Source organism: Bacteriovorax stolpii (assembly GCF_002872415.1).
Taxonomy (GTDB): Bacteria; Bdellovibrionota; Bacteriovoracia; order Bacteriovoracales; family Bacteriovoracaceae; genus Bacteriovorax; species Bacteriovorax stolpii.
The window spans coordinates 640,769-662,281 of sequence record NZ_CP025704.1 but is presented as its reverse complement, the minus strand read 5'-3'; the positions used below and the strand labels follow the sequence as shown (position 1 = coordinate 662,281).

Sequence of the window (21,513 nt, the reverse complement as noted above, 5' to 3'; positions counted from 1 at the left end):
ATTAGCCTTCTAAAAAGTCTTTTAGTTTAAAGTTACTGTTTTCAATATCACTTAGTGTGCGAAGGTCAATTTCGTCCACGGTGATTGTTTTTGAGCTGGCATCTTTTAAGTTGTACTTCTCTTCCAAGAAAAGCACCGCTTTGATTGAAGCAAGAGCGATTTCCAATTGCTGGTCATCTGGCTCTTTAGTCGTAAGCTTCTGAAGCATTTTCCCAGGATAGCTTAGGAATCTTCCAAAAGATGAATCCGGATTTTTGCCCAGAAATTTAATTAGTTCATAAGAAATACCGGCAATCGGGAATGTTAAAGCAACTTTAAATAAAATGGCATAAAGGTGCTTTAAAATAACCGGAGAATTTGTTCCTACCGGAATGATTGCGAAGATAATGGCAAAAAGAATGATCGATACAAACATTAAAAAGAAAATAAACGTCGTTCCACAACGTGGGTGGAATGTCGGGAATTTTCTAGCGTTAGCGATCGTCAGTTCTTCACCTGCTTCAAAAGTTGAAATCGATTTATGTTCAGCTCCGTGGTACTGGAACACTTTTTTGATGTCTGGAATGAAGCTGATTAACCAAATGTAAGTCAGGAAGATGAAAGCTTTAATTGTTCCGTCTACTGCGTGGAATTGCCAGCTTTGAAGATCCCAGCTCGCTCCCGAGTATTTTTCAATCAGCGCAGTCGCTGCGTGCGGAACAAAAACGAAAAGCCCGATACCAAATAAGAAAGAAACCGCAATTGAAAGGAAAGTCTCAAGACTTACCTTCTCCTTTGATTTTTTTGTTTTTTCGTACTCTTCTTCCGTCTGACCTTTTTTTAACGCTTCTTTTTTATTCTCCTCGTCCATGGCAATGTTGGCCGAGTAATTCAGAGAAACAATTCCATTGGCCATTGTTTCTACCAGAACTAAAACACCTCTCAGGAACGGCTTCTTCAAAAAAGCGAGCTTGTTTGAAAGTCCGTACCATTGATCGCGTCTCAGGCGGATAGACCCATCTGGTTTTCTAACAGCGACAACAAAAGCGTTTGGCGATCTCATCATTACGCCTTCAATTACGGCCTGGCCGCCGATTGAAGCGTATTGCTTTGAGACGAGAAGAATTAATTTTTTAAGCAGCGTCTTTTTCATATTTTCTCTTATGAGTTCATTGAATCCAGGAAGTCCGAGTTCGATTTTGTTTTCGTTACACGGCTCAGGATAAATTCCATAGCGTCGATTGGCGCCATTGGGTGAAGAACCTTGCGAAGCAGGTACGATCTTTGTAGATCGCCTGGTGCCATAAGCAGGTCTTCCTTACGAGTTGAAGACTTGTTGATATCCAGAGCTGGGAAAATTCTCTTTTCAAGAAGTTTTCTATCAAGCTGGATTTCAGAGTTACCTGTACCTTTGAATTCTTCAAAGATAACTTCATCCATTCTTGAACCTGTATCGATAAGAGCTGTAGCGATGATCGTAAGAGATCCCCCACCTTCAATGTTACGAGCAGATCCGAAGAATCTTTTTGGTTTGTGAAGAGCGTTTGAGTCAACCCCACCCGAAAGGATTTTACCTGATGGTGGAACAACTGTGTTGTAAGCGCGGGCAAGACGAGTGATCGAGTCCAGAAGGATGATGACGTCTTTTCCAGCTTCAGTTAAACGTTTCGCTTTTTCGATGACCATCTCAGCAACTTGAACGTGGCGAGTAGCAGGTTCATCGAACGTACTCGATACAACTTCAGCGTTAACATTTCTTCTCATGTCAGTTACTTCCTCTGGACGTTCGTCAATGAGAAGAACAATCAGAACTGCATCTGGATGGTTAGTTGTAATAGCGTTAGCGATATCTTGAAGAAGAACAGTCTTACCAGCTTTTGGTGGAGCTACGATAAGACAACGTTGACCGAACCCTTGCGGTACAAACAGGTCAATAAGACGAGTTGAGTAGTTTGTCGGGTGGTATTCAAGGTTGATTTTCTTTTCTGGGTATAATGGAGTTAAGTTATCAAAGAGAACTGTCTTTTTGTGTTTTTCAGGAGACTGTCCGTTGATTTCGTTTACTTTAACAAGGGCGAAGTATCTCTCCCCCTCTTTTGGTGGTCTGATTTCACCTTCTACTGAGTCCCCTTTTCTTAGACCGAATTTTCTGATCTGAGATGGTGATACGTAAATATCATCGGCACCTGGAAGGTAGTTATAAAGAGGTGATCTAAGGAATCCGAAACCATCTGGCAGAATCTCAAGAACGCCGTTTCCAAAAATGGCCTTATCATCTTTTGCAGTTGCTTTTAAGATAGCGAAGATGAGTTCGTGTTTCTTTAAGTTACTTGGGTTTTCAATCTGTAACTCTTCGGCCATGGTCGTGAGTTCGGCAATTTCTTTTTCTCTAAGATCGTTAAGATGCATTTGAAGGTGACTCCTGTTGCGGTGAAAATTATTTATCTAAATGTTAATTGAATTTTAATGAACGAAAATAAGACCGAATTTTGAAAAACCTCATGGTGTTGAAAATTTCGGGGATTGTTATTAGCGGAAGGTACTTGTAAATATATATCCAATATTATCCTTGTAGGGAAAACTGTCAAGATAAATGGCCTGAAACACGTTTTTTTTCGAGGTAAAACTAACACCTAACCCATTAAAAACAGCTACTTTACAGAGATTGCACCGTAAGATATACCCCAATGCATGGAAGATTATTCTTTTTATCCCCGCTACCAACAATTCATTGCAAAGCGAATCCTGGCCATTGATTTTGGCAGCAAGGTCATTGGGACAGCAATGTACTGCCCGGGGCACGACCCTTTTCCTTATGCTTTTGAAAAGATCATCTACCGCTCTCATGAAGAATCCATCAAAACGATTCAGGCCCTGGTTGATAACGAAGGCATCGACATCATCGTTTTAGGTGTACCGTATTTTGTCGATGGAAAAGAAAGTGACAACACCAGACGCATGAAAGAGTTTGGCGCTCTTTTACAAAAGGCCTGCCCGGATCAGATGTTTTTTGAACAAGATGAAACGCTGACAACAAAAGCTGCGGAAGACAGAATGAAAAACTCTCCCCAATTCAACTTCAAGGTTGATGTCACTAAAATCGACTGCGTTTCAGCGACCATCATCCTCGAAGACTTTATCAAATCTTAAATTATTTACAGCTTCTTTCGTAGACGGTTTCGTACGTTTTTAAGTACTGAACAATCCCGTAAGCCTCGCGGTAGAGCTCCAGTGCTCCCTTACATCTCTTCTGGTACATTTCCAGCGATGTTTTTGAACGATCGAGTTTATCTAGTAGATCTTTTCTAGTCATATCCGCTCCCTTGGCAGGAAGCTTGGCGATTTTCTCTTCGTACTCAGCAATAAACTTTCTGGCCTTCGAAATACTCTCCGCATCCGAGTACATTGAAGCCTGGACATCAAAGCCATTGGTCTTTTCCAGCTTCTTTATCAGCTCTTGTGCCTCTTTACTTCTGGCGCGTTTTTTTGCTTCAAGCGCTTCACCTGTTAATTTCTCATCGATTTCCATCGGCTTATATTGAACAAGTTTATCGTCTTTGAAGTTGCTTAAAACAGCTTTTCTTCCTGGAGAATCAACAACTGCTTGAACAGGAGTTTCCACCGGTTTTACGGCCGCAGTGGTTGGTTGTGGTTTAGCCACTTCTGCTACCGGCTTAGTCGCCGCTGTTTCCGTCTTCTTTTCTACGGCCGCAGCGACAACGGTCTTAATTCCATTTTCTTCGTTTGATTTTGCTTTTAAGATTTTTGCGATTTGTTCATCTGTAAATTTCGCTTCTTTTAAAAGTGCTTTTGCTTTATCTGCAAATCCAGCGGCCGATGATTTCCCCAATTCGTGAATGGCCACCATGGCGTCTTTTTGCACTTCAGTCATAGTAAGCGCTACTGTTTTTTCAAAGTGCTTCACCATCGCGTTTTTAAAGAATGGATCGCGGAACATTCCGGTAATACCATTTTCCATCAACTCGCGGGTTTCGCTCGGAGACAGACCTGCCTCTCTTAGAATGCGGGCCTTTTTCGAAATGTCTTCTTGAGTATAAGAATAAAAACCGCGTCCTTCTTTAATCCCTACTTCGTGGGCTTCCATCACGGCTTTCTTTTCTGCTTCTGTCAGTTCACGTTTTAAAACGGCCTGCGCTCCTTTTAATCTGTCTTTAGTTAAAAGAGCGGCCGAATCTTTTAGGTCTGCTTTATTTCCAGAGGCCACAGCTCGCTCGATGTTGCCCAGAGCTTTTTTAGATTTAACAACCATGCTGATTTTTTTTGCCGCCATCAGCACACCACCACCTAAGGCAGCATCGGCCAGGAGTGAAGTCACTCCTGCGCAAATCATTTCAGCTTTTACTTTAGGCGTATAACATTGATAAACAGCACCGGCCTCTTTCATTGCCGATTTTAGAAGCTCCATTAGACCTGGACCTTGCTTCTCAGTTTTTAATGCCGCTGGTTTTTTTCCGGTTAAAATCGCGGCCTGTCGCTCGCGCATCATTGTATTTTGATAATTTTGATAACGGTTAAAAACTAATTTTTCAATTTCCGAACAAGGGGCCTCTTCAAGCCAGCGTCCTAAAAATTGTTCTGTTAATTTGAAACGCGAATCTTCAATGGTTAAGTTGAAAGCATTTAAGATCTCTCTTTTTTTCTCAATGCTCTGGTTACACATTTGAGTTTCACTAAAACCTTTGGCAATGCTCTCAGCAATTTTCCCCGGTAGTTTTCCCAGGTCTACCAATTGCTCGCCACTGATTTTTAATCCATTCCAAACACAATCACTCAAACTCACATTAGAAAGTTTATTGGCCTCAAGAGATTTGCTGTCGCATTTAATGACTTTGTATTTTTCTTTATCTTCAAGTTCTGATTCTAATTTTGCACACTGATACTCTTCTCGAGTCGCTGCGCACGCCAAACCTGCTGCATCTTTGGCAAAATTCTCAACACCTGTTTGTGGTTGAACTGCAGGACATGATGGCCGAGCAAAGACATTGGTTATTGAAAGTATCATTATAGTAAGGGCCAAAATAATCTTCATTCACTTTCTCCAGCCTCCATTCTAGGGCCGAACGAACATACGCAATACTAGGAATTTATGGCCATTCGTTGTAAGCCCGGATGATATTCATTAACCTCTAGATATTATGAAAAAAAATCTATTATTTCTTTTGGGTGCCCCATTATTTGCCTTATTGTTAGTAGGACTTAGGATTTATTACTCTGCCTACATTTGGAGATATGAAGGACCTGACACCTTCTTTTACATCAAGCCGAGCGAGAGCTTCTCATCTATTAATGCCCGCTTAGACAAAGAAAAACTTATTTCTTCTCCAAGACTCTTTCACCGCCTTTCTCAAATGAGAGGAGTGATGACCAAGTTTAAATCAGGACAATATCAGATTAAGACTGGATCAAACCTGATGGATGTCTACAATACTTTTATCAATGAAAAATCCCTGGCGATGTACTTCACTGTGCCCGAGGGAAAAAACATGTATGAGATCGGTCGTATGCTAGAAGAGCGATCAATCACGACCTATGACCAGTTTATTGAATTATGTAAAAGCCCGGCCTTCGTTCAAAGCTTAGGAATCAAAGGTGCAACTGTAGAAGGATACCTCTACCCCGAAACTTATGACTTTGCCCCAGGACTTCCGGCAGAAGATGTCATCAAAACGATGGTGAGACAGTTTAATAAAAAAACAACGGGAGTTGATTACTCTTTGGCGGGAATGAGTAAAGAAGATGTCATCACTCTTGCTTCAATGGTTGAAAAAGAGACTGGAGATAAGAGCGAAAGACCGCTAATTGCCGGAGTATTTTTAAATCGCCTGAGAATTAAAATGAGACTGCAGTCAGACCCGACGACGATCTATGGTATTTATGAGACTTATAATGGAAACATTACAAAAAAAGATCTACTGACTCCAACTGACTACAATACATATACAGTTAAAGCTTTACCAAAAGGGCCGATTGCCAATCCAGGAATTGAATCAATCAAAGCGGTACTACACCCTGCTCAACACAAGTATCTCTATTTTGTGAGTCAAAACGACGGAACACACATTTTTTCAGAGAGCTATGGGGCCCATCAAGAAGCGGTCAATAAATGGCAGAAGAATGCGAAGAATCGTGAAGGCAAAAGCTGGCGCGATAAAGATAAGAAACCTGAAGTTCCACAGGCGCCAGCTCAACCGTAAAATTTAGTTTTGAGCAAGTAAAGTTCTGCGAGCGTAATCTCTTACCAGCATGTCTTTATCGCTTGCTAGTCTTTGCAGAGTCGTCACAGGTGTCAGAGGGTTCTTTGCCACTTCGTGACGAACAGTGATTGATACATGGCGAGTAAGAATATCAAGAATGCGCGGGCTCACGTTTTTTGACTTTGCCAGTTCCAGGGCCACTCCCGGCTTATCTTCTTTTAGGAATTGAAACATTTTTTCTTCGTCACGGCATTCACGCACTAGTGCTAGATACTCTTCAGCAAACATATAAATCGTCCTCTCTATAGATTTCCCCAATAATAATGGCTCCCCAAAACCTTGTAAACTTTTTTGACAGAATGGCGCCTAAACTTGTCGATTATTCAGTCAAAACTCTGGCCCAGATGAAAGGTAATGGTAGTTTTTTCCCTTGTGTCAAATTCAAAAAACAAGGTAAACTATTTGGTAAGTTTCTTCTGGCGCACACGTCAGACCGAGTTTCTTAGGTTACTAGTTTAAACGAGGAATGTATGGACAAAGCTAAGATGGAAAAATTCAAAGAACTACTTCTTCAGGCGAAGATGAAGATCATGAACGGTGGTATTCTACGTAGTACAGAAGACCTTCAAGTATCTTCAGACGACCTGTCTGATGAAGCAGACCTGGCCACATCGGTCATCAATCAACAAGTAACATTTAATATGCGCCAAAGAGAGCTGGTAAAGCTTAAGGCCATTGATGAAGCCCTTTATAAGATCGAGCAGAACGTTTACGGTCACTGCGAAGAGTGTGATGAGGCCATCGGTGAAAAACGCCTGGAAAACCAACCGTGGACAACTCTGTGTATCACTCATGCTGAAGAACAAGAAAGAGAAAACCAAAAATTTATCAAAGCTATCTAATCACATTTCTCTCACAACAAGATCTAAATAGAAAAAGCCTCCAATTGGAGGCTTTTTTATTGATACCGGGCAATCAGTGCTGAGGGGGGAATCAGCACCAGTTGCTCGATCTCGAAATGTATTTACCGCGGGACTTCTTTCCTTTTTGAGGTTCAGCTGGTGCCTCATTGGGCTCCACTGGATGACGCATGTCTGGCTTTCTGTCGATAATGCTTTGCTTGGCTTCTCTGGCATCGCTGCTTAGGTCGCGATTTTCACATGAAAAAAGCGCTAAACTAACGAACATAAAGACGAGATAAAATCTAAGTAATCCATTTTTCATACAGTAACCTCTACATCCTTGAGGGGGTGGCCCCACTTTGGGCCTCTTACCAATCTATAGAGCAATCCGCTTGCCATTTATTTAGTGTCATTTTTTCACCCTTTAACAAACTTTTTAAAACCTGGTCTAGGATCACAATCAGGATCCATCACTTAAAATGTGTTTAAACTTTTTACAGCTCACTAGTTTTTTATCAACTCTTTGATCACTTTGAACCTTAACCCCCTAGATTATTAGGGGAACTCCTTGGCAAGAAGCTTGCTCTTTAAGGGGGAGAACCAATTAGGCCAGAATGAACCCTGGCCGGATCGAATTAAGGGATTAGTATGAAGAATCAAATGAAGAAGATGATCACCAGACTTGTTGTACTTAATGTAGTGGCAACAATCTCGTTTGGAGCATGGTCACAGACTGCCAACATTCAGGGAAATCTTCCAAGAGTTCAATCTCAAAAGATGGAAGAGAAGTCTTATTTTGATCCACGTGATTTAACTTCTAGTTATGTAAGCTGGGGAGTTAATCCAGAAAATCCATCGAGCATTAATCTTCTAGAAGCATGGAAGAAATTTAAGAAGAAAAAGGAAATCGTCGTTGCTGTAGTTGATACTGGCATCGACCCGATCCACCCTTTCCTTGAAAAGAACATTTTCGTAGAAAATGGAAAAGTTGATGAGAACAACTTCGGTGTCGACTTCTCTAAAGATAAAAAACTAAAAGGTGCTCCACTTGATCAACACGGACACGGAACTCACGTATCTGGGATCATTAAGAGTATCTATCCAGATGTAAAAATCCTTGCTCTAAAGTACTACAACCCAAATGCTTCAGGGCTTGATAACCTGAACTCTACGGTTGAAGCTCTTAAGTACGCTGTAGACAACAACGTTGATGTTATCAACTATTCTGGTGGTGGACCTGAGGCCGCAGTAGAAGAACTGCGCATCCTTAAAGAAGCTGAAAGAAAAGGAATCCTGGTTGTTGCAGCAGCTGGTAACGAAGAGTCTAACATTGACGATAGAAAGAAAGCTTACTTCCCGGCAAGCTACGGACTGAAAAATATCATTACTGTAACGGCCCACGATGAAGACTTAAGAATCCTTAGCTCTTCAAACTACGGACGTTCAAGTGTAGATATCTTTGCTCCAGGTTACCGTATTAAATCTTCTCTACAAAACGGACGTGCAGGATACTTAACTGGTACTTCTCAAGCAACAGCATTCGTAACAGGTGTAGCTGCTTTAATTAAGTCTCAGTTCCCTAACCTTCCGACTGAAAAAATTAAGGAAATCATCAAAGCTTCTGCTAAAAAAGAAGTAACGATGGAAGGAAAATGCGCAACAGGTGGACGTCTTGATGCTTCAGCTGCGATCACTCTTGCTGCTCAATACGAAGACACTCCAAACCGTCAGCTAGCTAACGACTCTAAGTCTCAGGCTAAAAAAGAAGAAGGGAAAATTATCTACCGACTTGCGAACTAATCACACCATAATAAGCGACGGCCATTGCAACCACAGTGGCCGCGATTATAACCGTCTTAAAAATCCTGTCCACTTTCAAACCAAACCAACGATGATTTAAAAAGCGCACACTCCACGAAGCTTCAAGCTTATTTTCTTTTTTCGTTTCATTTAAATACAGGAGCAATTGTTCAGATAAAAGAGAACCGGTCTCAAATGAGCTGCCTTCAATTTTTTGCTGAAGAATCACTGGACTAGTCCCGTAACGAAGAAGCTCATCCATAAGCTCCATGATTTCGACATAAAAAAGCCTGCGGTTTTTTGTATCCATGGCCTCTTCATCACCAAAGGCCTCAAGCAAATCATCAAAACGCTTCATCAGTTTTCTGACATAGCTCCTGGCTTCATTGCCAGTTTTGTTTTCAAAAACCGGAAAATACTTAATGAAAGTTGAGAAACTCTCGTAGTAGCGCTCTTTAAAACCATAAAGACTTTTAGCACTAAAAGGATCTCCGATCGGATGATAAAGGAGTGAGCGCCCACATGCTTCGCAGTTAGTATCGGTTAAATAAACCGACTGGCAGTTCGGGCAGCGCTTGACTGGTTTGTAAGCGGCTTCTGGGATGGATGAACGAAGCCCCTCAAAATAATCGAGAGACTCTCCCCTTCCTGGAGTTATTCTAGAAACATCATTGTTCATAATAAAATTCTAAAGTGAGAGTCTCTCATTGGCAAATAATCTGAATAAAACTAGTATCTCTTTATGCCAATTTTATTAAAATACCGAACAATTATTGTCTGCCTCCTGGCCGGAATGCTTTATGCTTTGGGCTTCCCACTTTTTAATGGCTCATCGCTGTTTATTGCTCCGATCATCGGATTTGCTCTTTTTAACTGGGCCCTGGATCAGGAAACTTCTCTCAAAAAACAATTTGTTTTAAGTTTAGCCTACTCACTTGGTTTTTACCTGCTTGGTTTCTACTGGATTCCGCACACTCTTCAAGAGTTCGGCGGTCTCTTCTTTCCTTTAAACCACCTGCTTGGCCTGGTGTTTTCTTTTGTTATCATTCCCCAAGTCTATTGTTACGTGGTTTTAAAAAGCAAAATCAAACACCCGCTTTTTCTTGCTGTAGGATATGTTGTGCTTGAGCGCTTTGTGCCTCAGCAATTCCCGGCGCACTTAGGGCATTCATTTCTTTCATTAGCACCGACAGTGAAACTGGTTTTTGCTCCATGGGCAGGGGCCGCTTTCTATTCGTTCTTCACGGCCCTATTATCTCTGGCCCTGGTTGAGCACTTTAAAACAAAACAAAAACCTAAACTATACTACGCTTTTGCTTTAGTCGTAATTGTGTTTCACTTGCCTTTTTTACACCCAAGCAGTGCAAAGGAATTGAGCACGTTAAAAATCCGTATGGTTCAACCCAACATCGGAAACTTCCTTAAAATTGATTCTGAACGCGGAAGTGTTAACTCAATTAAGAGTGTCTATGACAGTTATTACTTTCTAAGCACCGATAAACTCCCGGAAAAAACAGACTTAGTGATCTGGCCGGAGACAGCGTTCCCCACTCTCTTTTTAAGTGAAGGGATGAAGAACAATAAGAATTTTCCTCCCCCATCAGTTATCGACAGCATTATCGAAAAAACCGGAGCTGAACTTTTTATTGGTGGTTATGATTCAAGCCTGAAGCCCGGCGAACAAAATTACAAAAGTGATTACAACTCTGCCTTCCTTTTTAGCAGCGATCGCTACATGAAAGAGGTCTATCACAAAATGCGCCTGATCCCTTTTGGAGAGGGACTGCCTTTTGGTCCGTTTAACCAGTACCTAAGTGGTATTATCACCAACATCTCTTATTTTGCTGAAGGCGATACGTACACTGGTTTTAAAACCCGAGACAATCACAGTTTTGTCTCAGTCATCTGTTATGAAGTTCTATTCCCGGACTTTGTCGCTGATATGCTCAACCATCAAAAAGATGAAGCTCAGTTTTTAATCAATCTGACGAACGATTCTTGGTATGGCGATACGGCGGAACCTCACCAGCACTTGTTCTTAAGTAAATGGCGTGCACTTGAATTTAACCTTCCGATCATCAGGTCGACTAATACAGGAATTTCAACGGTCATTTATCCTGATGGAAGCGAGAGCCCTCGTTTATCAGTAGGTGAGAAAACTTATCTTGATCACGACTTCACTTTCGCCAAAAGAGAAAAGACACTTTTCCAAACTTTTGGTTTGTTAAGTTTTCTCATGGTTGCTGTCGTTTTAGGATTAGTGGAATTAGCCCTTAAGAGAAAAACCTTCTTTCAAGAGATCATGAAGACGGATAAAGCCTAAAAACTTTTTCCCTTCTAAGACCGGCAGTATTTGAAATGACCTGGTCTTTGACTCCATCAACTCCAGCGCTTCAAAGGCCAATTGATCCGGATGAATACTAGTCGGAGTCCTGTTCATGATGGACTCTACACTTGTTTGGAGCCCTTGATTTTCGCGAGTGAATGTTCGTCTTATATCGCCTTCAACCAAAATGCCTTTAAACTCTCCATTATCAACAACAGCACAGCCTCCCACTGGAAACTTTGTCATCATTAAAATAGCGTCTTGAAGAGTTTGTGTGCTCTTTAAAACCGGGCACTGGTCTTCTTTGATTGTCAGGTCGCGCACTTTCATGCGCAGAGACTTACCAAGGATTCCTCCCGGGTGGTTAACAGCAAAACCTTCTTTTGAAAGGCCGATGTATTTTTCAAAAAGCACGGCCATCGCATCACCCATTGCCAGCGCAAGTGTTGAACTCGTCGTCGGCGCCTGGTTGTTGATACAGGCTTCTTTTTCAACAGAACAATCAAAAATGATGTCACAGTATTCTGATATTGGTGAAGGGACTTTTCCTACAAGAGCAATGCGGTGGCTTCGTGGGATTTGTAAAAATGGCATCAGCTTTAAGACTTCTTCCGTTGTTCCCGACTTACTTAAAAGAACGATGGCATCGTTTTTCCCCACGCGCCCCAGGTCCCCGTGAAGAGCTTCTGTCGGGTGAAGAAAAAGGGCCGGAAGACCAAGAGAAGTGAAAGAGGCCGCGCACTTTTGAGCGATAATGCCAGACTTCCCTACTCCACAAAAAATAATCGACGAACCTGTCGCTCTCAGCTGATCAAACAAGTTAGTGAGTTTATCTGCATCTTTTGAGTGATTTTTTTCTAAAATCTCTGCGGCACGAAGAAGTGATTCCGCTTCCAATTTAAGAACATCCGCCATGGTTTTTGAGTGGGTCATACTTTCCCTTTTAAGTGAAAATCTTGAAACTACTGGGTCTTACGTTACAATATTAAGAAGATGATAAAAAGTTTTTCAAACAATTTAAAGCAAAGATTACCAAAGATCATGGCACAGACCATTGTAGTCACAGCTATTTTGTTTGGGACTTACAGCTGCTCTTCTTATGAAAATTTCAAGGAAGTCACTGAAGATCTTGAAATTCCAAGTCAAGTTTACCGTGCCGACTACAACAAGGTCTGGCAAGAGGTGATGAAGCTCACTAATAAATACGCCAGAGAAGTTTACAACCAGGATGCCGGAGTCATTAAAACCCGCTGGATCGACAACACTCTTGAGCTAAACTTCGCCGACTCTTTCGGGTCAAGTGACTCTGTAAAAAGAGCGGAATTCAAACTGATCATCAACGTCGTCAAAGGTTATCGTGGAACAAAAGAAGTGGCGAAGGTCACAGTCTTTAAACGCCAGAGAGTTGAGCAGGATTTCCTGCAAGGCTGGAAGATTATCAGAACTGACGGAATCTTAGAAAAATCTATCCTCTACCGTCTTGAAAGAGCCCTGGCAATCGAAGCCAAGCTTCAAGAAATCGAAGATAAGAAAACAAAAGAAGCCGAAAAGAATTTCTAAAAATTCTAAAAAATTTCTTTAAATTAAATTGTTGTATTTAGGGCCATACGTTGCCAGAAGATTCTCTTCTTGCTCATGTCCCCATCAGGTGATTTCTGTCCAGTGATCTTTGCAAGACTTGCATCCATCTCCGGGAAGATATCGTTGTAGCGCTCTTTTTGAATCATCTTTAAAAGCGGCTGGCGGGCCTTTTCAAACTTCAGGTCTCCCACTGTCGCGATGACTGACTTGATGATGTTTGAACGTTTCGCTTTAAGAGCTTTCCCGTTCATTGTTGGCTGATAGTAGTTTTTCTTGTCGTATAACATCGCCCATACTTGTGGAGCTACGTCTACTGTCTTCAGTGTCCTGATGTTATCCAGGGCCTGAGCGCGAACGATGAATGAATCATCTTTTAAAAGGCTCGCGTACTGCTCTGAGTACCCTCTTTGTTTTAGAGCAAGCATCGTCTTTAAGCTGGCCATTCTCATAACCCAATGAGGGTGCTTTAAGAATTTTGAAAGAAATGGTGCTGACTTATCTCCCATGATTTGTCCCAGAAGAAACGTCGCCATCCAACGGTTTTTATCCGGGTACTTTCCGTTTTTCATTACTTCAATCAAGGCCGCCACAGACTCTCCACCGTGCTTAAGAGTCTCACTCTTTAGGCTCGCCATCTGAGTCTTGTCGTTGTTTAGCATGTATCGCTGAAGAAGAGCATTTTTTACATCTGAATTATTAATCGCTGCCTGTGCATAAGCAGAAAAAGTCAGAGACAGAACACAGATAATACGAGCTACATTCTTCATCAAAAACTCCCGCGGGATTAACCCAGCATTTTTTCAAATTCAGACAACAGTTCTTCTGCAGATTTCTGCTCCCCTTCTTCCTGAGGAACCTCTTCAAGAGGGATATCCATTACCTGAGGAGCTTTTTCAGCAGCAGGTGCCGGTTTGCTATCAGCAATTGCCTGGGCCATTGCTGCTTCTAAATCTTCCACTTCTTCAACTGGCGGAGGTGGTGCGACAGGTGCTGCTGCCGGCGCAGGAGCTGGGGCTCCTTTTCTTAGGGCCTGAAGCTCAGCTTTCAGCTGGTCATTTTCCTGCTGAAGGCGTTTTAAGTTGGCCAGGTCTTCTTCGATAATGGCGTATTCTTTTAAGCGCTCACGGATTTCATTTCTTTCGCTTGTTACCGAGGCCAGCTCTTTTTGAAGACCAGCGTCTCCACCAGCTTTTGTCATCGCTTCTGCTAATTGCGCCTCAAGGTCTCTCACTCTTTGTTGAGCTGTCCCTAAGTCTTTTTTCAGGATTTCAGTTTCAGCGCCCAGACCTTTTCCAGCAGAAAGCTCCTGGATTGTTCTCTCCAGGTCAACGATCTGTCTCTGACGGTCGCTTAGTTTTTGTGTAAGTGCTGCGATCTCTGCATTTTTTTGTGTCACTTCTTCAGCACCGGCACCAACACCGATATTCATTGAAGATGGAAGATCTCCTACTGGTACAACAGAAGGAACGCCGTTGCCCATATCAAGACCACCGCCTCTAAAAAGAGACGATTTAAGTGAATTAGAATTCTGGATGATTGAATCCAAATAGTTTTTTACAACACTCGCCGGGATTTCGTGTGAAAGCTGATGAAACTTTTTGCGGTTGTAAAACCAATAGATAATAATCGCCACCATCGTCAGCAGTAATAACAAACTAAACACTGTGATGGTTTCATCAGTAAATTTGGTGAGAATCAAACGTATTGTTTCTGTCACGGTCCCTTCCTAGGATTTAATCTCTAATCACATCTATATGGAATTATAATCTGTTCCCAAATAAAGACAACAATTCCTTGTGCAAAGGAGCTCTTGCCGCTGCGATTGTCGCTTGGAAAGGATGGAATTTCTGACCGTCATAATCAGTTACTAAAACACCGGCCTCAAGACAGATTAATCCGGCCGCAGAAACATCCCACGCCGCCAGTCCTCTCTCCCAAAAACAGTCGAATACTCCGCGGGCCACGTAACATAAATCCAGGGCCGCACTTCCCATTCTTCTGATCCCACGGCTTTTGCCCATGAGTTTTTTGAACAGGTCGAATTCCTGATCAAAGACCGGGCCTTTTTCTGTGGCAAATCCAGTAACTAGTAGTGAGTCACTCAGTGCTTTTTTCGTCGATGTCTTTTTTAGGCTGATAGGTCTTGATTTCTTCTTGAAGTCTTTTGAAAAGTTGATCAATTTTGTTCCCTTGCCTTTGATAGCATAAAAACAATCTCCGTTAGTCGGTCTGATCACCACTCCCACTACCGGCTCTCCGAAATGAACCAGAGAAATACAGACTCCGTAATAATCGAGCCCGTTTAAAAAATTATTTGTTCCGTCCAGCGGATCGATGATCCATACCCACTCTTTCTCTTTGAGAAATTTATAACGGTTCATCTCGCCCATATATTCTTTGTAGGCGCTCTCTTCTGCCAGGATAAAATGCTCTGGGTATTTTTTCTTGATCCCATCAATCACCAGTTTTTCCGATTCAATATCGGCGTTGCTGGCAATTCCCTGGGCCACTTTCGTTGTGATTTTTAAGCTGGATAGTTTTTTCTGTTTTTCCAAAAGAAGCTTTGAAGCCTTGACTCCAAGATCCATCGCCAATTTGAGTGCTTCTTCTTTTTTAACAACTACTTTTTTAACTTTCGTATTCGCTTTCATTTCTTTCATCGCTATCCTGATCGATTGATTGTTCCTCTTCCATGACGACATCTCTTGTCGGGACCGTATACGTTTCCTGAAACCAGTGTCCAAGATCAATCTGCTGGCATCGCTTTGAGCAGAAGGGACGAAATTCTGATTCGTAATAAGTAAAAGTAGTATCACACTGTGGGCATTTAACTTTTAGCAGTTTATTCATACCTTTCTCCGAATCGGCCGAATTTAAGGCACGCAGTCTGGTAAAGATTTTTCTCTCTCACAAAATTGATCTTTTCATATTGATCAACCAAACGAATGCCTTGTATGGCATTAGTTAACCAAATTTCTCTGGAGCTTTCAAGCTCACTTTTAGAAATGTCGGATTCAATCACATGAAAGTCTTCGCGTTTTAAATATTCAATTAATTTCTTGCGGGTTACTCCGTCCAATACCATGGAAGAAAGCTTAGGCGTCAGGACCGTTTTATCATCCAGCCAGACAAAAACATTCGAGGTGCTCGCCTCTGTGACATTGCCCTGGTCATCGAAAAAAATCACATCATCACACTTTCTTTTTAGGGCCTCTTTTAGTTCAAGGTCGGCCACTAAATAATTGGGGGATTTAACAAATGAAGGCACTATGCTCGGGGTCTTGATTGATGTGGCATTTCCCAAATTTAAATAAGGATTTTTTGGTGCATGGGGCTTCTTGGTAAAAAGCAAAGTATCCCCAGCAATACTAAGACGAAAATAATGTGCCGGGACAAATTCGGCCTGTAAAAAAGCTTCAATTTCTCCCCTGAAATTCATCCAACCCACTTTAGGAAAGAGGTGATCTGCGCCTTTTAACAATCGGTTTAAATGCTCGTTTAAAAAGACAAACTGTGCTTGTCCTGAAAGAAAAGAAGTGAAAGTCCAAACCCCGCGATTGAGCTCTTCTGACTGATAAAATGGAATTGAATCTTGCGATATTATTTTCAATGAAATGCTAGCCTCTTTCTTCCTAAGAGTGTAGCTTTATTCATGAAGATCTGACAAAGGAAAGTTTATGGGGTCTCTAAAATCCAGCGTGACAATCGTCGGTTTTGGCTCGCAAGCAAAAGCATGGGCATTGAACCTCAAAGATTCAAAGCAGAGCTTAAAAATTGCTTTAAACAAAGAAAGTAAATCGCGCGCTCTTGCCGAGCAAATGGGTTTTCAAATTATTGATCTGGAAAGTGATGCTTTGAAAAATGAGCGCCTTTTAGTCATGCTGATTCCTGACGATCAACAGCTGAGTTTCCTGCAAAAAAATCAATCTTACTTAACACCCGGAACCCATTTAATTTATGCTCACGGTTTCAGTGTTTCAAAGTTTGATTTGAAAAAAACATACCCCAACATTCATCACTCACTGCTTGCTCCCAAAGCGATTGCCAGTGAAGTGCGATACCAGTACGAGATCAAAGGAAAAATCGGTGCCGCTTATTGTGCCGACTCTGCTGAACTTGAAGCAGACCTGCGCATGGTGGCTAAAGCTTGTGGCTTTACCGCTCTTTACAAAAGCAACTTCGATGAAGAGTGCGCCGCCGATTTATTTTCTGAGCAATCATTCCTTTGCTCGATTCTTCCCTACGTGGCCTTAAAATCTTTCAACACTCTTAGAAAAAATGGCATCTCTCAGGAAATCGCTTTTATGGAATGTTTTTTAGAGCTGAAGTCGATCTCTCAGGCCATCGTCACATTAGGGCCTGAAGCTTTCTTTAACCTAATTTCTCCCAATGCTCTTTTAGGTTCACTAAAAGGCAAAGAACTTCTTCTGGGCGAAGAGTTCGAAAAAGGTCTGGAGAAAATCATGAAAGATATTAACGACCGCACTTTCTACAAAGAAGTCGAAGGATACACCGACGAACTAAGAGCTAAAGTAACCAAAGACTGGGAGAAAGAAGAACTCTCTCAGGTTTATAAAAGATTAAAAGCTGATCTTATCAATTAGTGAGATAAATATGAAATTAGACACCAGAAAAATCCGCGCCTTTAAAAAGAAAACAGCAAAACGCACTCTGCAGATGCTGACTTGTTATGATTATCAAATGGCCCAGTTAATGAATGAAACGAGCCTTGATCTTCTTTTAATCGGCGATAGCGTGGGAAATGTTGTTTTAGGTTACGACCACACGATTCAGGTCGACACTGAAACGATGATCACTTTTTCAAAAGCTGTTAAGCGTGGTGCTCCTGAAAAATTTGTCGTCGCCGATCTTCCTTTTGGAAGTTATGCCACGATGGAACTTGGTGTTCAAAACGCCATTAAACTTTTTCAGCAATCAGGTGTTGAAGCTCTAAAACTTGAAGGGGCCTTCCCGTTTATTCTGGAAATCATCGAGCGCCTGACTCAAATCGGGATTCCTGTTATGGGGCACATTGGACTAACTCCGCAGTCTGTGCATGAGCAAGGCGGATACTACACTCACGGAAAAGACACCGCTTCCCAAACTCGTTTAATGAAAGAGGCCCAGGCCCTTGAAGCTGCCGGGTGTTTCTGTGTTGTTTTAGAATTTGTTGAAGAGTCTCTATCCAAAAAAATTACGGATAAGTTAAAAATTCCAACGATCGGTATCGGTTCAGGGAAACACACTGACGGACAAGTTCTGGTCGTCAATGACCTTCTTCATAATGGTAAAAAGGATCCGCCTAAATTCTGCAAGCCAATCGGCAACCTGTATGAATACAAAATGAAACTGATCAACGAGTACTTAAAAGCATGAGACTAGTGACGATCGACAACGGCAATACAAACCCAACGGTTGCCATCCACGACAATGGCGTGATGAAGAGTCTTGTGCCTCTCGATCAGTACACTCCTGTCACTTCTGACTTCATTCTGATTTCCAGCGTGGGGAAAAGTCTGTCTATTAAACCGAGCTTCGATTTAAAAACGAAGAGAACAAAAACTCATTTCTTCGATATGAAAGTAAACTATAGCGAAACATTGGGTGAAGACCGCATGGTTGCTGCTTATGGTGCTTACAAAAAATTAAAGGCCAATGAAAGAGTCCTGGTGATTGACGCCGGGACTTTTATCACTTGCGACCTCGTGACTAACGATGGTTTCCAGGGGGGATATATCTTTCCAGGACTAAACCGCTTCTTGAAAACTTATTCCGACAGCGCTCAGCTGCCGCATTTAAAAGCAGACCAGTTGTTTAAAAGTAATGAAGAACTACCCCACACGACAGATGAAGCGATTTTAAAAGCGACGGAAGTTTATGTGAAAGCGGTGATTTTAGAGGTCGTAAAAAAAACTTCCCCCAAAAAAGTAATCTTCGCCGGGGGAAGTGCTGAGGAATTAAAAAAAATTCTTAGTTTAGCAGTTCCTGCTGATTTAGATCGTCACTTAGTACATTCAGCACTGTCGTTGATCCATCAATCTCATCTGAGCCAAGGGTAGCTTTTAAACTATCTGGGATTTCCACTGCACGGTATTTTTTCCCGTTAGACGTTCTAATCCAGTAACCCATGACCAGCTTCTCTTCCACTACCATACGGATAGGCTTAAGGCTGATGATGTGATCAAGGTTGATTAGTAATGTTTCAAAAATGTTGTCGACTGACTGGCCATCTTTTGGCGAAACAATCTTAAATCTCTCTAATGCCATAAAATCCTCTAAAAAAATGTGTGATGCCTGAGTATAGAGCAACCAGTATGGCTTAATAGCCCCTTTGTAATTTTTATACTTGTTTAGGGCATTCCCTCTTGGAAAAAGTCCATAAAATAGGTATAAACCGCCCATGACAATTGATTTAACCCCATCACAGGTCACCACCGACTACAACCAGCGCTTTGGCGGGATCGCCAGGCTCTATGGCGTCGAAGGGCTTAAAAACCTGATGAGGGCCCGCGTCCTGATCGTGGGCCTTGGGGGCGTTGGTTCCTGGGCCGCTGAATCCCTGGCCCGTTCGGGGGTTGGTTATATCACGCTGGTCGACCTGGATGATATTTGTATCACCAATACCAACCGCCAGCTTCCGGCGATGAGTGGTCAATATGGGAAACTTAAAATCCACGTGATGCGCGATCGTATCCAGGCCATCAATCCTGACTGCCATGTGCATCTCATTGAGGACTTCTTTACTGAGTCTACGGCCGAGGCCATTTTGGATGCTCCTTATGATTATGTTATTGATGCTATCGACAGTTTAAAAAATAAATCCCTGCTCATTTCGAAGTGCCACCAAAGAAAAATCCCCGTTGTAATCACAGGTGGAGCTGCTGGAAAAGTTGACCCGACAAAAGTGACACTCGCTGATTTAGGCTCCAGCAAAAACGACTCCCTTCTTTTTAGATTGAGAAAAAAACTGCGCCGTGATTTCGACTTCCCGGCCGGAACAAAAACCAGCAATCTAAAACCACAAAAATTTAAAATGATGTGCGTTTTTTCACCTGAAGATGCGATCTATCCAACAACAGATGGTGGCACTTGCAATATCCCCGATCCGGAAAGTAACCTCAAGCTCGACTGTGAATCAGGCATGGGCTCGGTCTCTCATATCACTGCTTTATTCGGTCTTATGGCCGCAGGTCACGTGGTCAACACCATTGCTCGCAGGTAATTAAAGTTATTTACTCAAAAGCCGAAACGTATAAGGTGAAAATCACCTTGACCCTACTATTATTATCGTTCTCTTTTTCAGAAGCATTCGCCAAATGTAACAGCAATGCTATCGGCTACCGCAATGAAAGCGGTTTTGGACTCTCGTTTGGTGGTGGCTCAAGCAGCGCCGGCTTTTACGATAAAAATACTGTCAATGTTCCAGTTTCAATCAATGGCGAGCAGGCCTGCTTTAAAAAAGTGAACGCCTTCAAAATGAAGAGCGAAAAGAAAAAAGATAAAGCGGAAGAAAACAGCATAGTCATTACTCCGATGAAAACAGAATTTGAAAAAATTCCTTCGGCCCATCAAAAGCAATATATTTTTGTAGAGAAAAACCCGCATAAGCTTTTAACAAAATTTCATGTGATGAGTTTTATCTGCTCTGGAGAATTGCCACTTTCAATTGAAGCGACGAGCGATACCGTTTTAAAAATCAATATGCAGCCTGATTCGGCCGATGTGAGAGTCTCTCACGTTTTTGCAACCGGTGCGGCCGCAGAAAACCTCAATAAAGGCAATAAAGGTAAAACGTCCAATGCCGAGACTTTTGATTTCTTTTCAAAACTTTATATGGAAAAGTCGCAAAAGGAACTCGCTGCTGACCAGGTCTGCTGCAACGATTTTAAAATACCAAGCATTATCTCAGACACATCCATCCACGCCTTCTCCGGCGTTGAGAGGGCCATTGCTTCAAGTTTTACCACAATGGCAAGCAATGTTCCCAATGGCTGCAGCAATGCCTTTGCTGAAACAATGAAGAACTACCAGTTAGAAAATTACGAAGCCAACGACTCGCTCAAAGATTACAAAGTTAAAAAGAAGTGGTTTTCAGACGACCTAGTCTTCGAGTGGTAATTCCCGCTGCCAGTAAATTTTTTAATAAATCCCCAGGTAAAAATGGCAGAACTCCTGCGATCAACAGCTTTTGAGTTGGAAGAAAAAACGATAATCCTAAAACACCACAAGAGAAGATAATCGCGCTTCCGATATAACAAGCAAGAAGAGCTTTCCAAAAGCTTCCAGTCCAGCCTCTATCACTAAATTTTCCAACGACCCAAGAAGCAATGAACATTCCACCTAAGTATCCCATCGTTGGTCCCATTAATAATCCTGAAGCTCCTCCTGCGAAAACCGGTGCTCCTAAAAAACCGATTCCTAAGTAAGCAGCAAAAACTGAAAAGGATAAACGGCTTCCCCAAAGAAGCGCTAAAAGGGCCACTCCAAATGTCTGGCCAGTGATCGGAACAGGCGTCCATGGAAGAACAAACTTAAGTTGAGCAAGCGCACTCAACATTCCTAATCCTAATAAAAAGGAAATGACTGTGGCTTTTGTCTGCTCTGGGAATTTTATAATAAGTGTGGGAACCAAGGCCTTTGATGCTTGCATATTTTTCTCCTGTGTTCACAATTATTAGAGAATCTCCCAGCGAAAAACAATTGCAAAAAC

Annotated in this window: 25 protein-coding genes; 11 read left to right on the top strand and 14 right to left on the bottom strand. The window is 42.0% G+C overall.

Annotation, left to right across the window (positions count from 1 at the left end):
• Position 1: 1 nt before the first annotated feature.
• Entirely contained in the window at positions 2-1,132 is a 1,131-nt protein-coding gene (locus C0V70_RS03095; RefSeq protein ID WP_102242405.1) for a DUF1385 domain-containing protein, read from the bottom strand.
• Positions 1,133-1,140: 8 nt separating this feature from the next.
• Positions 1,141-2,388 (bottom strand): transcription termination factor Rho, encoded by a 1,248-nt coding sequence (rho, locus tag C0V70_RS03090; protein ID WP_102242404.1) that lies wholly within the window; start codon positions 2,386-2,388, stop codon positions 1,141-1,143.
• 282 nt (positions 2,389-2,670) lie between these two features.
• Between rho and ruvX the strand changes: the two genes are divergently transcribed.
• On the top strand, positions 2,671-3,129 hold the full coding sequence (gene ruvX, locus C0V70_RS03085) for a Holliday junction resolvase RuvX (protein WP_102242403.1): 459 nt from the start codon (positions 2,671-2,673) through the stop codon (positions 3,127-3,129).
• A gap of 1 nt (position 3,130) precedes the next feature.
• Here ruvX and C0V70_RS03080 read toward each other — a convergent pair whose 3' ends face one another.
• The gene (locus C0V70_RS03080) at positions 3,131-5,029 is read right to left on the bottom strand and encodes a hypothetical protein (protein ID WP_102242402.1); all 1,899 of its coding nucleotides are present in this window, start codon (positions 5,027-5,029) and stop codon (positions 3,131-3,133) included.
• Between the two features lie 106 nt (positions 5,030-5,135).
• Here C0V70_RS03080 and mltG point away from each other — a divergent pair, with 106 nt between their 5' ends.
• Positions 5,136-6,194 (top strand): endolytic transglycosylase MltG, encoded by a 1,059-nt coding sequence (gene mltG, locus C0V70_RS03075; RefSeq protein WP_102242401.1) that lies wholly within the window; start codon positions 5,136-5,138, stop codon positions 6,192-6,194.
• A 3-nt stretch (positions 6,195-6,197) separates the two neighbouring features.
• On the opposite strand, the gene C0V70_RS03070 is transcribed toward mltG, so the two are convergent.
• Positions 6,198-6,482 (bottom strand): hypothetical protein, encoded by a 285-nt coding sequence (locus C0V70_RS03070; RefSeq protein WP_102242400.1) that lies wholly within the window; start codon positions 6,480-6,482, stop codon positions 6,198-6,200.
• Positions 6,483-6,724: 242 nt separating this feature from the next.
• Here C0V70_RS03070 and C0V70_RS03060 point away from each other — a divergent pair, with 242 nt between their 5' ends.
• The gene (locus C0V70_RS03060; protein ID WP_102242398.1) at positions 6,725-7,096 is read left to right on the top strand and encodes a TraR/DksA family transcriptional regulator; all 372 of its coding nucleotides are present in this window, start codon (positions 6,725-6,727) and stop codon (positions 7,094-7,096) included.
• Positions 7,097-7,187: 91 nt separating this feature from the next.
• Here C0V70_RS03060 and C0V70_RS03055 read toward each other — a convergent pair whose 3' ends face one another.
• A complete protein-coding gene (locus C0V70_RS03055) occupies positions 7,188-7,418 on the bottom strand; it encodes a hypothetical protein (protein WP_102242397.1) in 231 nt (76 codons plus the stop codon).
• Between the two features lie 326 nt (positions 7,419-7,744).
• Between C0V70_RS03055 and C0V70_RS03050 the strand changes: the two genes are divergently transcribed.
• Positions 7,745-8,896, top strand: coding sequence for a S8 family serine peptidase (locus C0V70_RS03050; RefSeq protein WP_102242396.1), 1,152 nt, complete (start codon positions 7,745-7,747; stop codon positions 8,894-8,896).
• Here the strand turns inward: C0V70_RS03050 and C0V70_RS03045 are convergent.
• The gene (locus C0V70_RS03045; protein ID WP_102242395.1) at positions 8,874-9,575 is read right to left on the bottom strand and encodes a hypothetical protein; all 702 of its coding nucleotides are present in this window, start codon (positions 9,573-9,575) and stop codon (positions 8,874-8,876) included. The genes C0V70_RS03050 and C0V70_RS03045 overlap by 23 nt on opposite strands.
• A gap of 63 nt (positions 9,576-9,638) precedes the next feature.
• Between C0V70_RS03045 and lnt the strand changes: the two genes are divergently transcribed.
• A complete protein-coding gene (lnt, locus tag C0V70_RS03040; protein WP_102242394.1) occupies positions 9,639-11,219 on the top strand; it encodes an apolipoprotein N-acyltransferase in 1,581 nt (526 codons plus the stop codon).
• Here the strand turns inward: lnt and C0V70_RS03035 are convergent.
• On the bottom strand, positions 11,163-12,155 hold the full coding sequence (locus tag C0V70_RS03035) for a KpsF/GutQ family sugar-phosphate isomerase (protein ID WP_102242393.1): 993 nt from the start codon (positions 12,153-12,155) through the stop codon (positions 11,163-11,165). The genes lnt and C0V70_RS03035 overlap by 57 nt on opposite strands.
• 108 nt (positions 12,156-12,263) lie before the next feature.
• On the opposite strand from C0V70_RS03035, the gene C0V70_RS03030 reads away from it, so the two are divergent.
• Positions 12,264-12,782, top strand: a complete 519-nt coding sequence (locus tag C0V70_RS03030) for a hypothetical protein (protein ID WP_133566692.1) — start codon at positions 12,264-12,266, stop codon at positions 12,780-12,782.
• A 23-nt stretch (positions 12,783-12,805) separates the two neighbouring features.
• Here the strand turns inward: C0V70_RS03030 and C0V70_RS03025 are convergent, their stop codons facing one another.
• The 5 genes from C0V70_RS03025 to C0V70_RS03005 are packed head-to-tail and all read right to left on the bottom strand — an operon-like array spanning position 12,806 to position 16,413.
• The gene (locus C0V70_RS03025) at positions 12,806-13,570 is read right to left on the bottom strand and encodes a HEAT repeat domain-containing protein (RefSeq protein WP_102242391.1); all 765 of its coding nucleotides are present in this window, start codon (positions 13,568-13,570) and stop codon (positions 12,806-12,808) included.
• A gap of 17 nt (positions 13,571-13,587) precedes the next feature.
• Positions 13,588-14,520 (bottom strand): hypothetical protein, encoded by a 933-nt coding sequence (locus tag C0V70_RS03020; protein ID WP_102242390.1) that lies wholly within the window; start codon positions 14,518-14,520, stop codon positions 13,588-13,590.
• Positions 14,521-14,563: 43 nt separating this feature from the next.
• The gene (locus tag C0V70_RS03015) at positions 14,564-15,463 is read right to left on the bottom strand and encodes an inositol monophosphatase family protein (RefSeq protein ID WP_158649542.1); all 900 of its coding nucleotides are present in this window, start codon (positions 15,461-15,463) and stop codon (positions 14,564-14,566) included.
• Positions 15,432-15,653 carry a DNA gyrase inhibitor YacG gene (locus C0V70_RS03010; protein WP_102242388.1) on the bottom strand — a complete coding sequence of 74 codons (222 nt, stop codon included), beginning with the start codon at positions 15,651-15,653 and terminating at the stop codon, positions 15,432-15,434. Before C0V70_RS03010 ends, C0V70_RS03015 begins: the two co-directional genes overlap by 32 nt.
• Entirely contained in the window at positions 15,646-16,413 is a 768-nt protein-coding gene (locus C0V70_RS03005; protein ID WP_158649541.1) for an aminotransferase class IV, read from the bottom strand. The genes C0V70_RS03010 and C0V70_RS03005 overlap by 8 nt, the downstream gene beginning before the upstream one ends.
• Before the next feature lie 67 nt (positions 16,414-16,480).
• Between C0V70_RS03005 and C0V70_RS03000 the strand changes: the two genes are divergently transcribed.
• Genes C0V70_RS03000 through C0V70_RS02990 form a run of 3 tightly spaced genes read left to right on the top strand, consistent with a single transcriptional unit; the run spans position 16,481 to position 18,862 of the window.
• Positions 16,481-17,407, top strand: a complete 927-nt coding sequence (locus C0V70_RS03000; protein WP_102242386.1) for a ketol-acid reductoisomerase — start codon at positions 16,481-16,483, stop codon at positions 17,405-17,407.
• Between the two features lie 10 nt (positions 17,408-17,417).
• Complete coding sequence (gene panB / locus C0V70_RS02995) at positions 17,418-18,179, top strand: 3-methyl-2-oxobutanoate hydroxymethyltransferase (protein WP_102242385.1); 762 nt, start codon at positions 17,418-17,420, stop codon at positions 18,177-18,179.
• Positions 18,176-18,862, top strand: coding sequence for a type III pantothenate kinase (locus C0V70_RS02990; RefSeq protein ID WP_102242384.1), 687 nt, complete (start codon positions 18,176-18,178; stop codon positions 18,860-18,862). Before panB ends, C0V70_RS02990 begins: the two co-directional genes overlap by 4 nt.
• On the opposite strand, the gene C0V70_RS02985 is transcribed toward C0V70_RS02990, so the two are convergent.
• Entirely contained in the window at positions 18,774-19,070 is a 297-nt protein-coding gene (locus C0V70_RS02985; protein WP_133566691.1) for a hypothetical protein, read from the bottom strand. The genes C0V70_RS02990 and C0V70_RS02985 overlap by 89 nt on opposite strands.
• Before the next feature lie 133 nt (positions 19,071-19,203).
• On the opposite strand from C0V70_RS02985, the gene C0V70_RS02980 reads away from it, so the two are divergent.
• Positions 19,204-20,025, top strand: coding sequence for a tRNA threonylcarbamoyladenosine dehydratase (locus C0V70_RS02980; RefSeq protein ID WP_102242382.1), 822 nt, complete (start codon positions 19,204-19,206; stop codon positions 20,023-20,025).
• A 35-nt stretch (positions 20,026-20,060) separates the two neighbouring features.
• A complete protein-coding gene (locus C0V70_RS02975; RefSeq protein WP_133566690.1) occupies positions 20,061-20,921 on the top strand; it encodes a hypothetical protein in 861 nt (286 codons plus the stop codon).
• Here the strand turns inward: C0V70_RS02975 and C0V70_RS02970 are convergent.
• Entirely contained in the window at positions 20,878-21,453 is a 576-nt protein-coding gene (locus C0V70_RS02970) for a biotin transporter BioY (RefSeq protein ID WP_102242380.1), read from the bottom strand. The two genes, C0V70_RS02975 and C0V70_RS02970, sit on opposite strands and share 44 nt — an antisense overlap.
• Positions 21,454-21,513: the final 60 nt, after the last annotated feature.

Coding starts and splice junctions, on each gene's coding strand:
- C0V70_RS03095 (WP_102242405.1), bottom strand. CDS start 1,132: ATGAAAAAGACGCTGCTTAAAAAATTAATTCTTCTCGTCTCAAAGCAA.
- rho (WP_102242404.1), bottom strand. CDS start 2,388: ATGCATCTTAACGATCTTAGAGAAAAAGAAATTGCCGAACTCACGACC.
- ruvX (WP_102242403.1), top strand. CDS start 2,671: ATGGAAGATTATTCTTTTTATCCCCGCTACCAACAATTCATTGCAAAG.
- C0V70_RS03080 (WP_102242402.1), bottom strand. CDS start 5,029: ATGAAGATTATTTTGGCCCTTACTATAATGATACTTTCAATAACCAAT.
- mltG (WP_102242401.1), top strand. CDS start 5,136: ATGAAAAAAAATCTATTATTTCTTTTGGGTGCCCCATTATTTGCCTTA.
- C0V70_RS03070 (WP_102242400.1), bottom strand. CDS start 6,482: ATGTTTGCTGAAGAGTATCTAGCACTAGTGCGTGAATGCCGTGACGAA.
- C0V70_RS03060 (WP_102242398.1), top strand. CDS start 6,725: ATGGACAAAGCTAAGATGGAAAAATTCAAAGAACTACTTCTTCAGGCG.
- C0V70_RS03055 (WP_102242397.1), bottom strand. CDS start 7,418: ATGAAAAATGGATTACTTAGATTTTATCTCGTCTTTATGTTCGTTAGT.
- C0V70_RS03050 (WP_102242396.1), top strand. CDS start 7,745: ATGAAGAATCAAATGAAGAAGATGATCACCAGACTTGTTGTACTTAAT.
- C0V70_RS03045 (WP_102242395.1), bottom strand. CDS start 9,575: ATGAACAATGATGTTTCTAGAATAACTCCAGGAAGGGGAGAGTCTCTC.
- lnt (WP_102242394.1), top strand. CDS start 9,639: ATGCCAATTTTATTAAAATACCGAACAATTATTGTCTGCCTCCTGGCC.
- C0V70_RS03035 (WP_102242393.1), bottom strand. CDS start 12,155: ATGACCCACTCAAAAACCATGGCGGATGTTCTTAAATTGGAAGCGGAA.
- C0V70_RS03030 (WP_133566692.1), top strand. CDS start 12,264: ATGGCACAGACCATTGTAGTCACAGCTATTTTGTTTGGGACTTACAGC.
- C0V70_RS03025 (WP_102242391.1), bottom strand. CDS start 13,570: ATGAAGAATGTAGCTCGTATTATCTGTGTTCTGTCTCTGACTTTTTCT.
- C0V70_RS03015 (WP_158649542.1), bottom strand. CDS start 15,463: ATGAAAGAAATGAAAGCGAATACGAAAGTTAAAAAAGTAGTTGTTAAA.
- C0V70_RS03010 (WP_102242388.1), bottom strand. CDS start 15,653: ATGAATAAACTGCTAAAAGTTAAATGCCCACAGTGTGATACTACTTTT.
- C0V70_RS03000 (WP_102242386.1), top strand. CDS start 16,481: ATGGGGTCTCTAAAATCCAGCGTGACAATCGTCGGTTTTGGCTCGCAA.
- panB (WP_102242385.1), top strand. CDS start 17,418: ATGAAATTAGACACCAGAAAAATCCGCGCCTTTAAAAAGAAAACAGCA.
- C0V70_RS02990 (WP_102242384.1), top strand. CDS start 18,176: ATGAGACTAGTGACGATCGACAACGGCAATACAAACCCAACGGTTGCC.
- C0V70_RS02985 (WP_133566691.1), bottom strand. CDS start 19,070: ATGGCATTAGAGAGATTTAAGATTGTTTCGCCAAAAGATGGCCAGTCA.
- C0V70_RS02980 (WP_102242382.1), top strand. CDS start 19,204: ATGACAATTGATTTAACCCCATCACAGGTCACCACCGACTACAACCAG.
- C0V70_RS02970 (WP_102242380.1), bottom strand. CDS start 21,453: ATGCAAGCATCAAAGGCCTTGGTTCCCACACTTATTATAAAATTCCCA.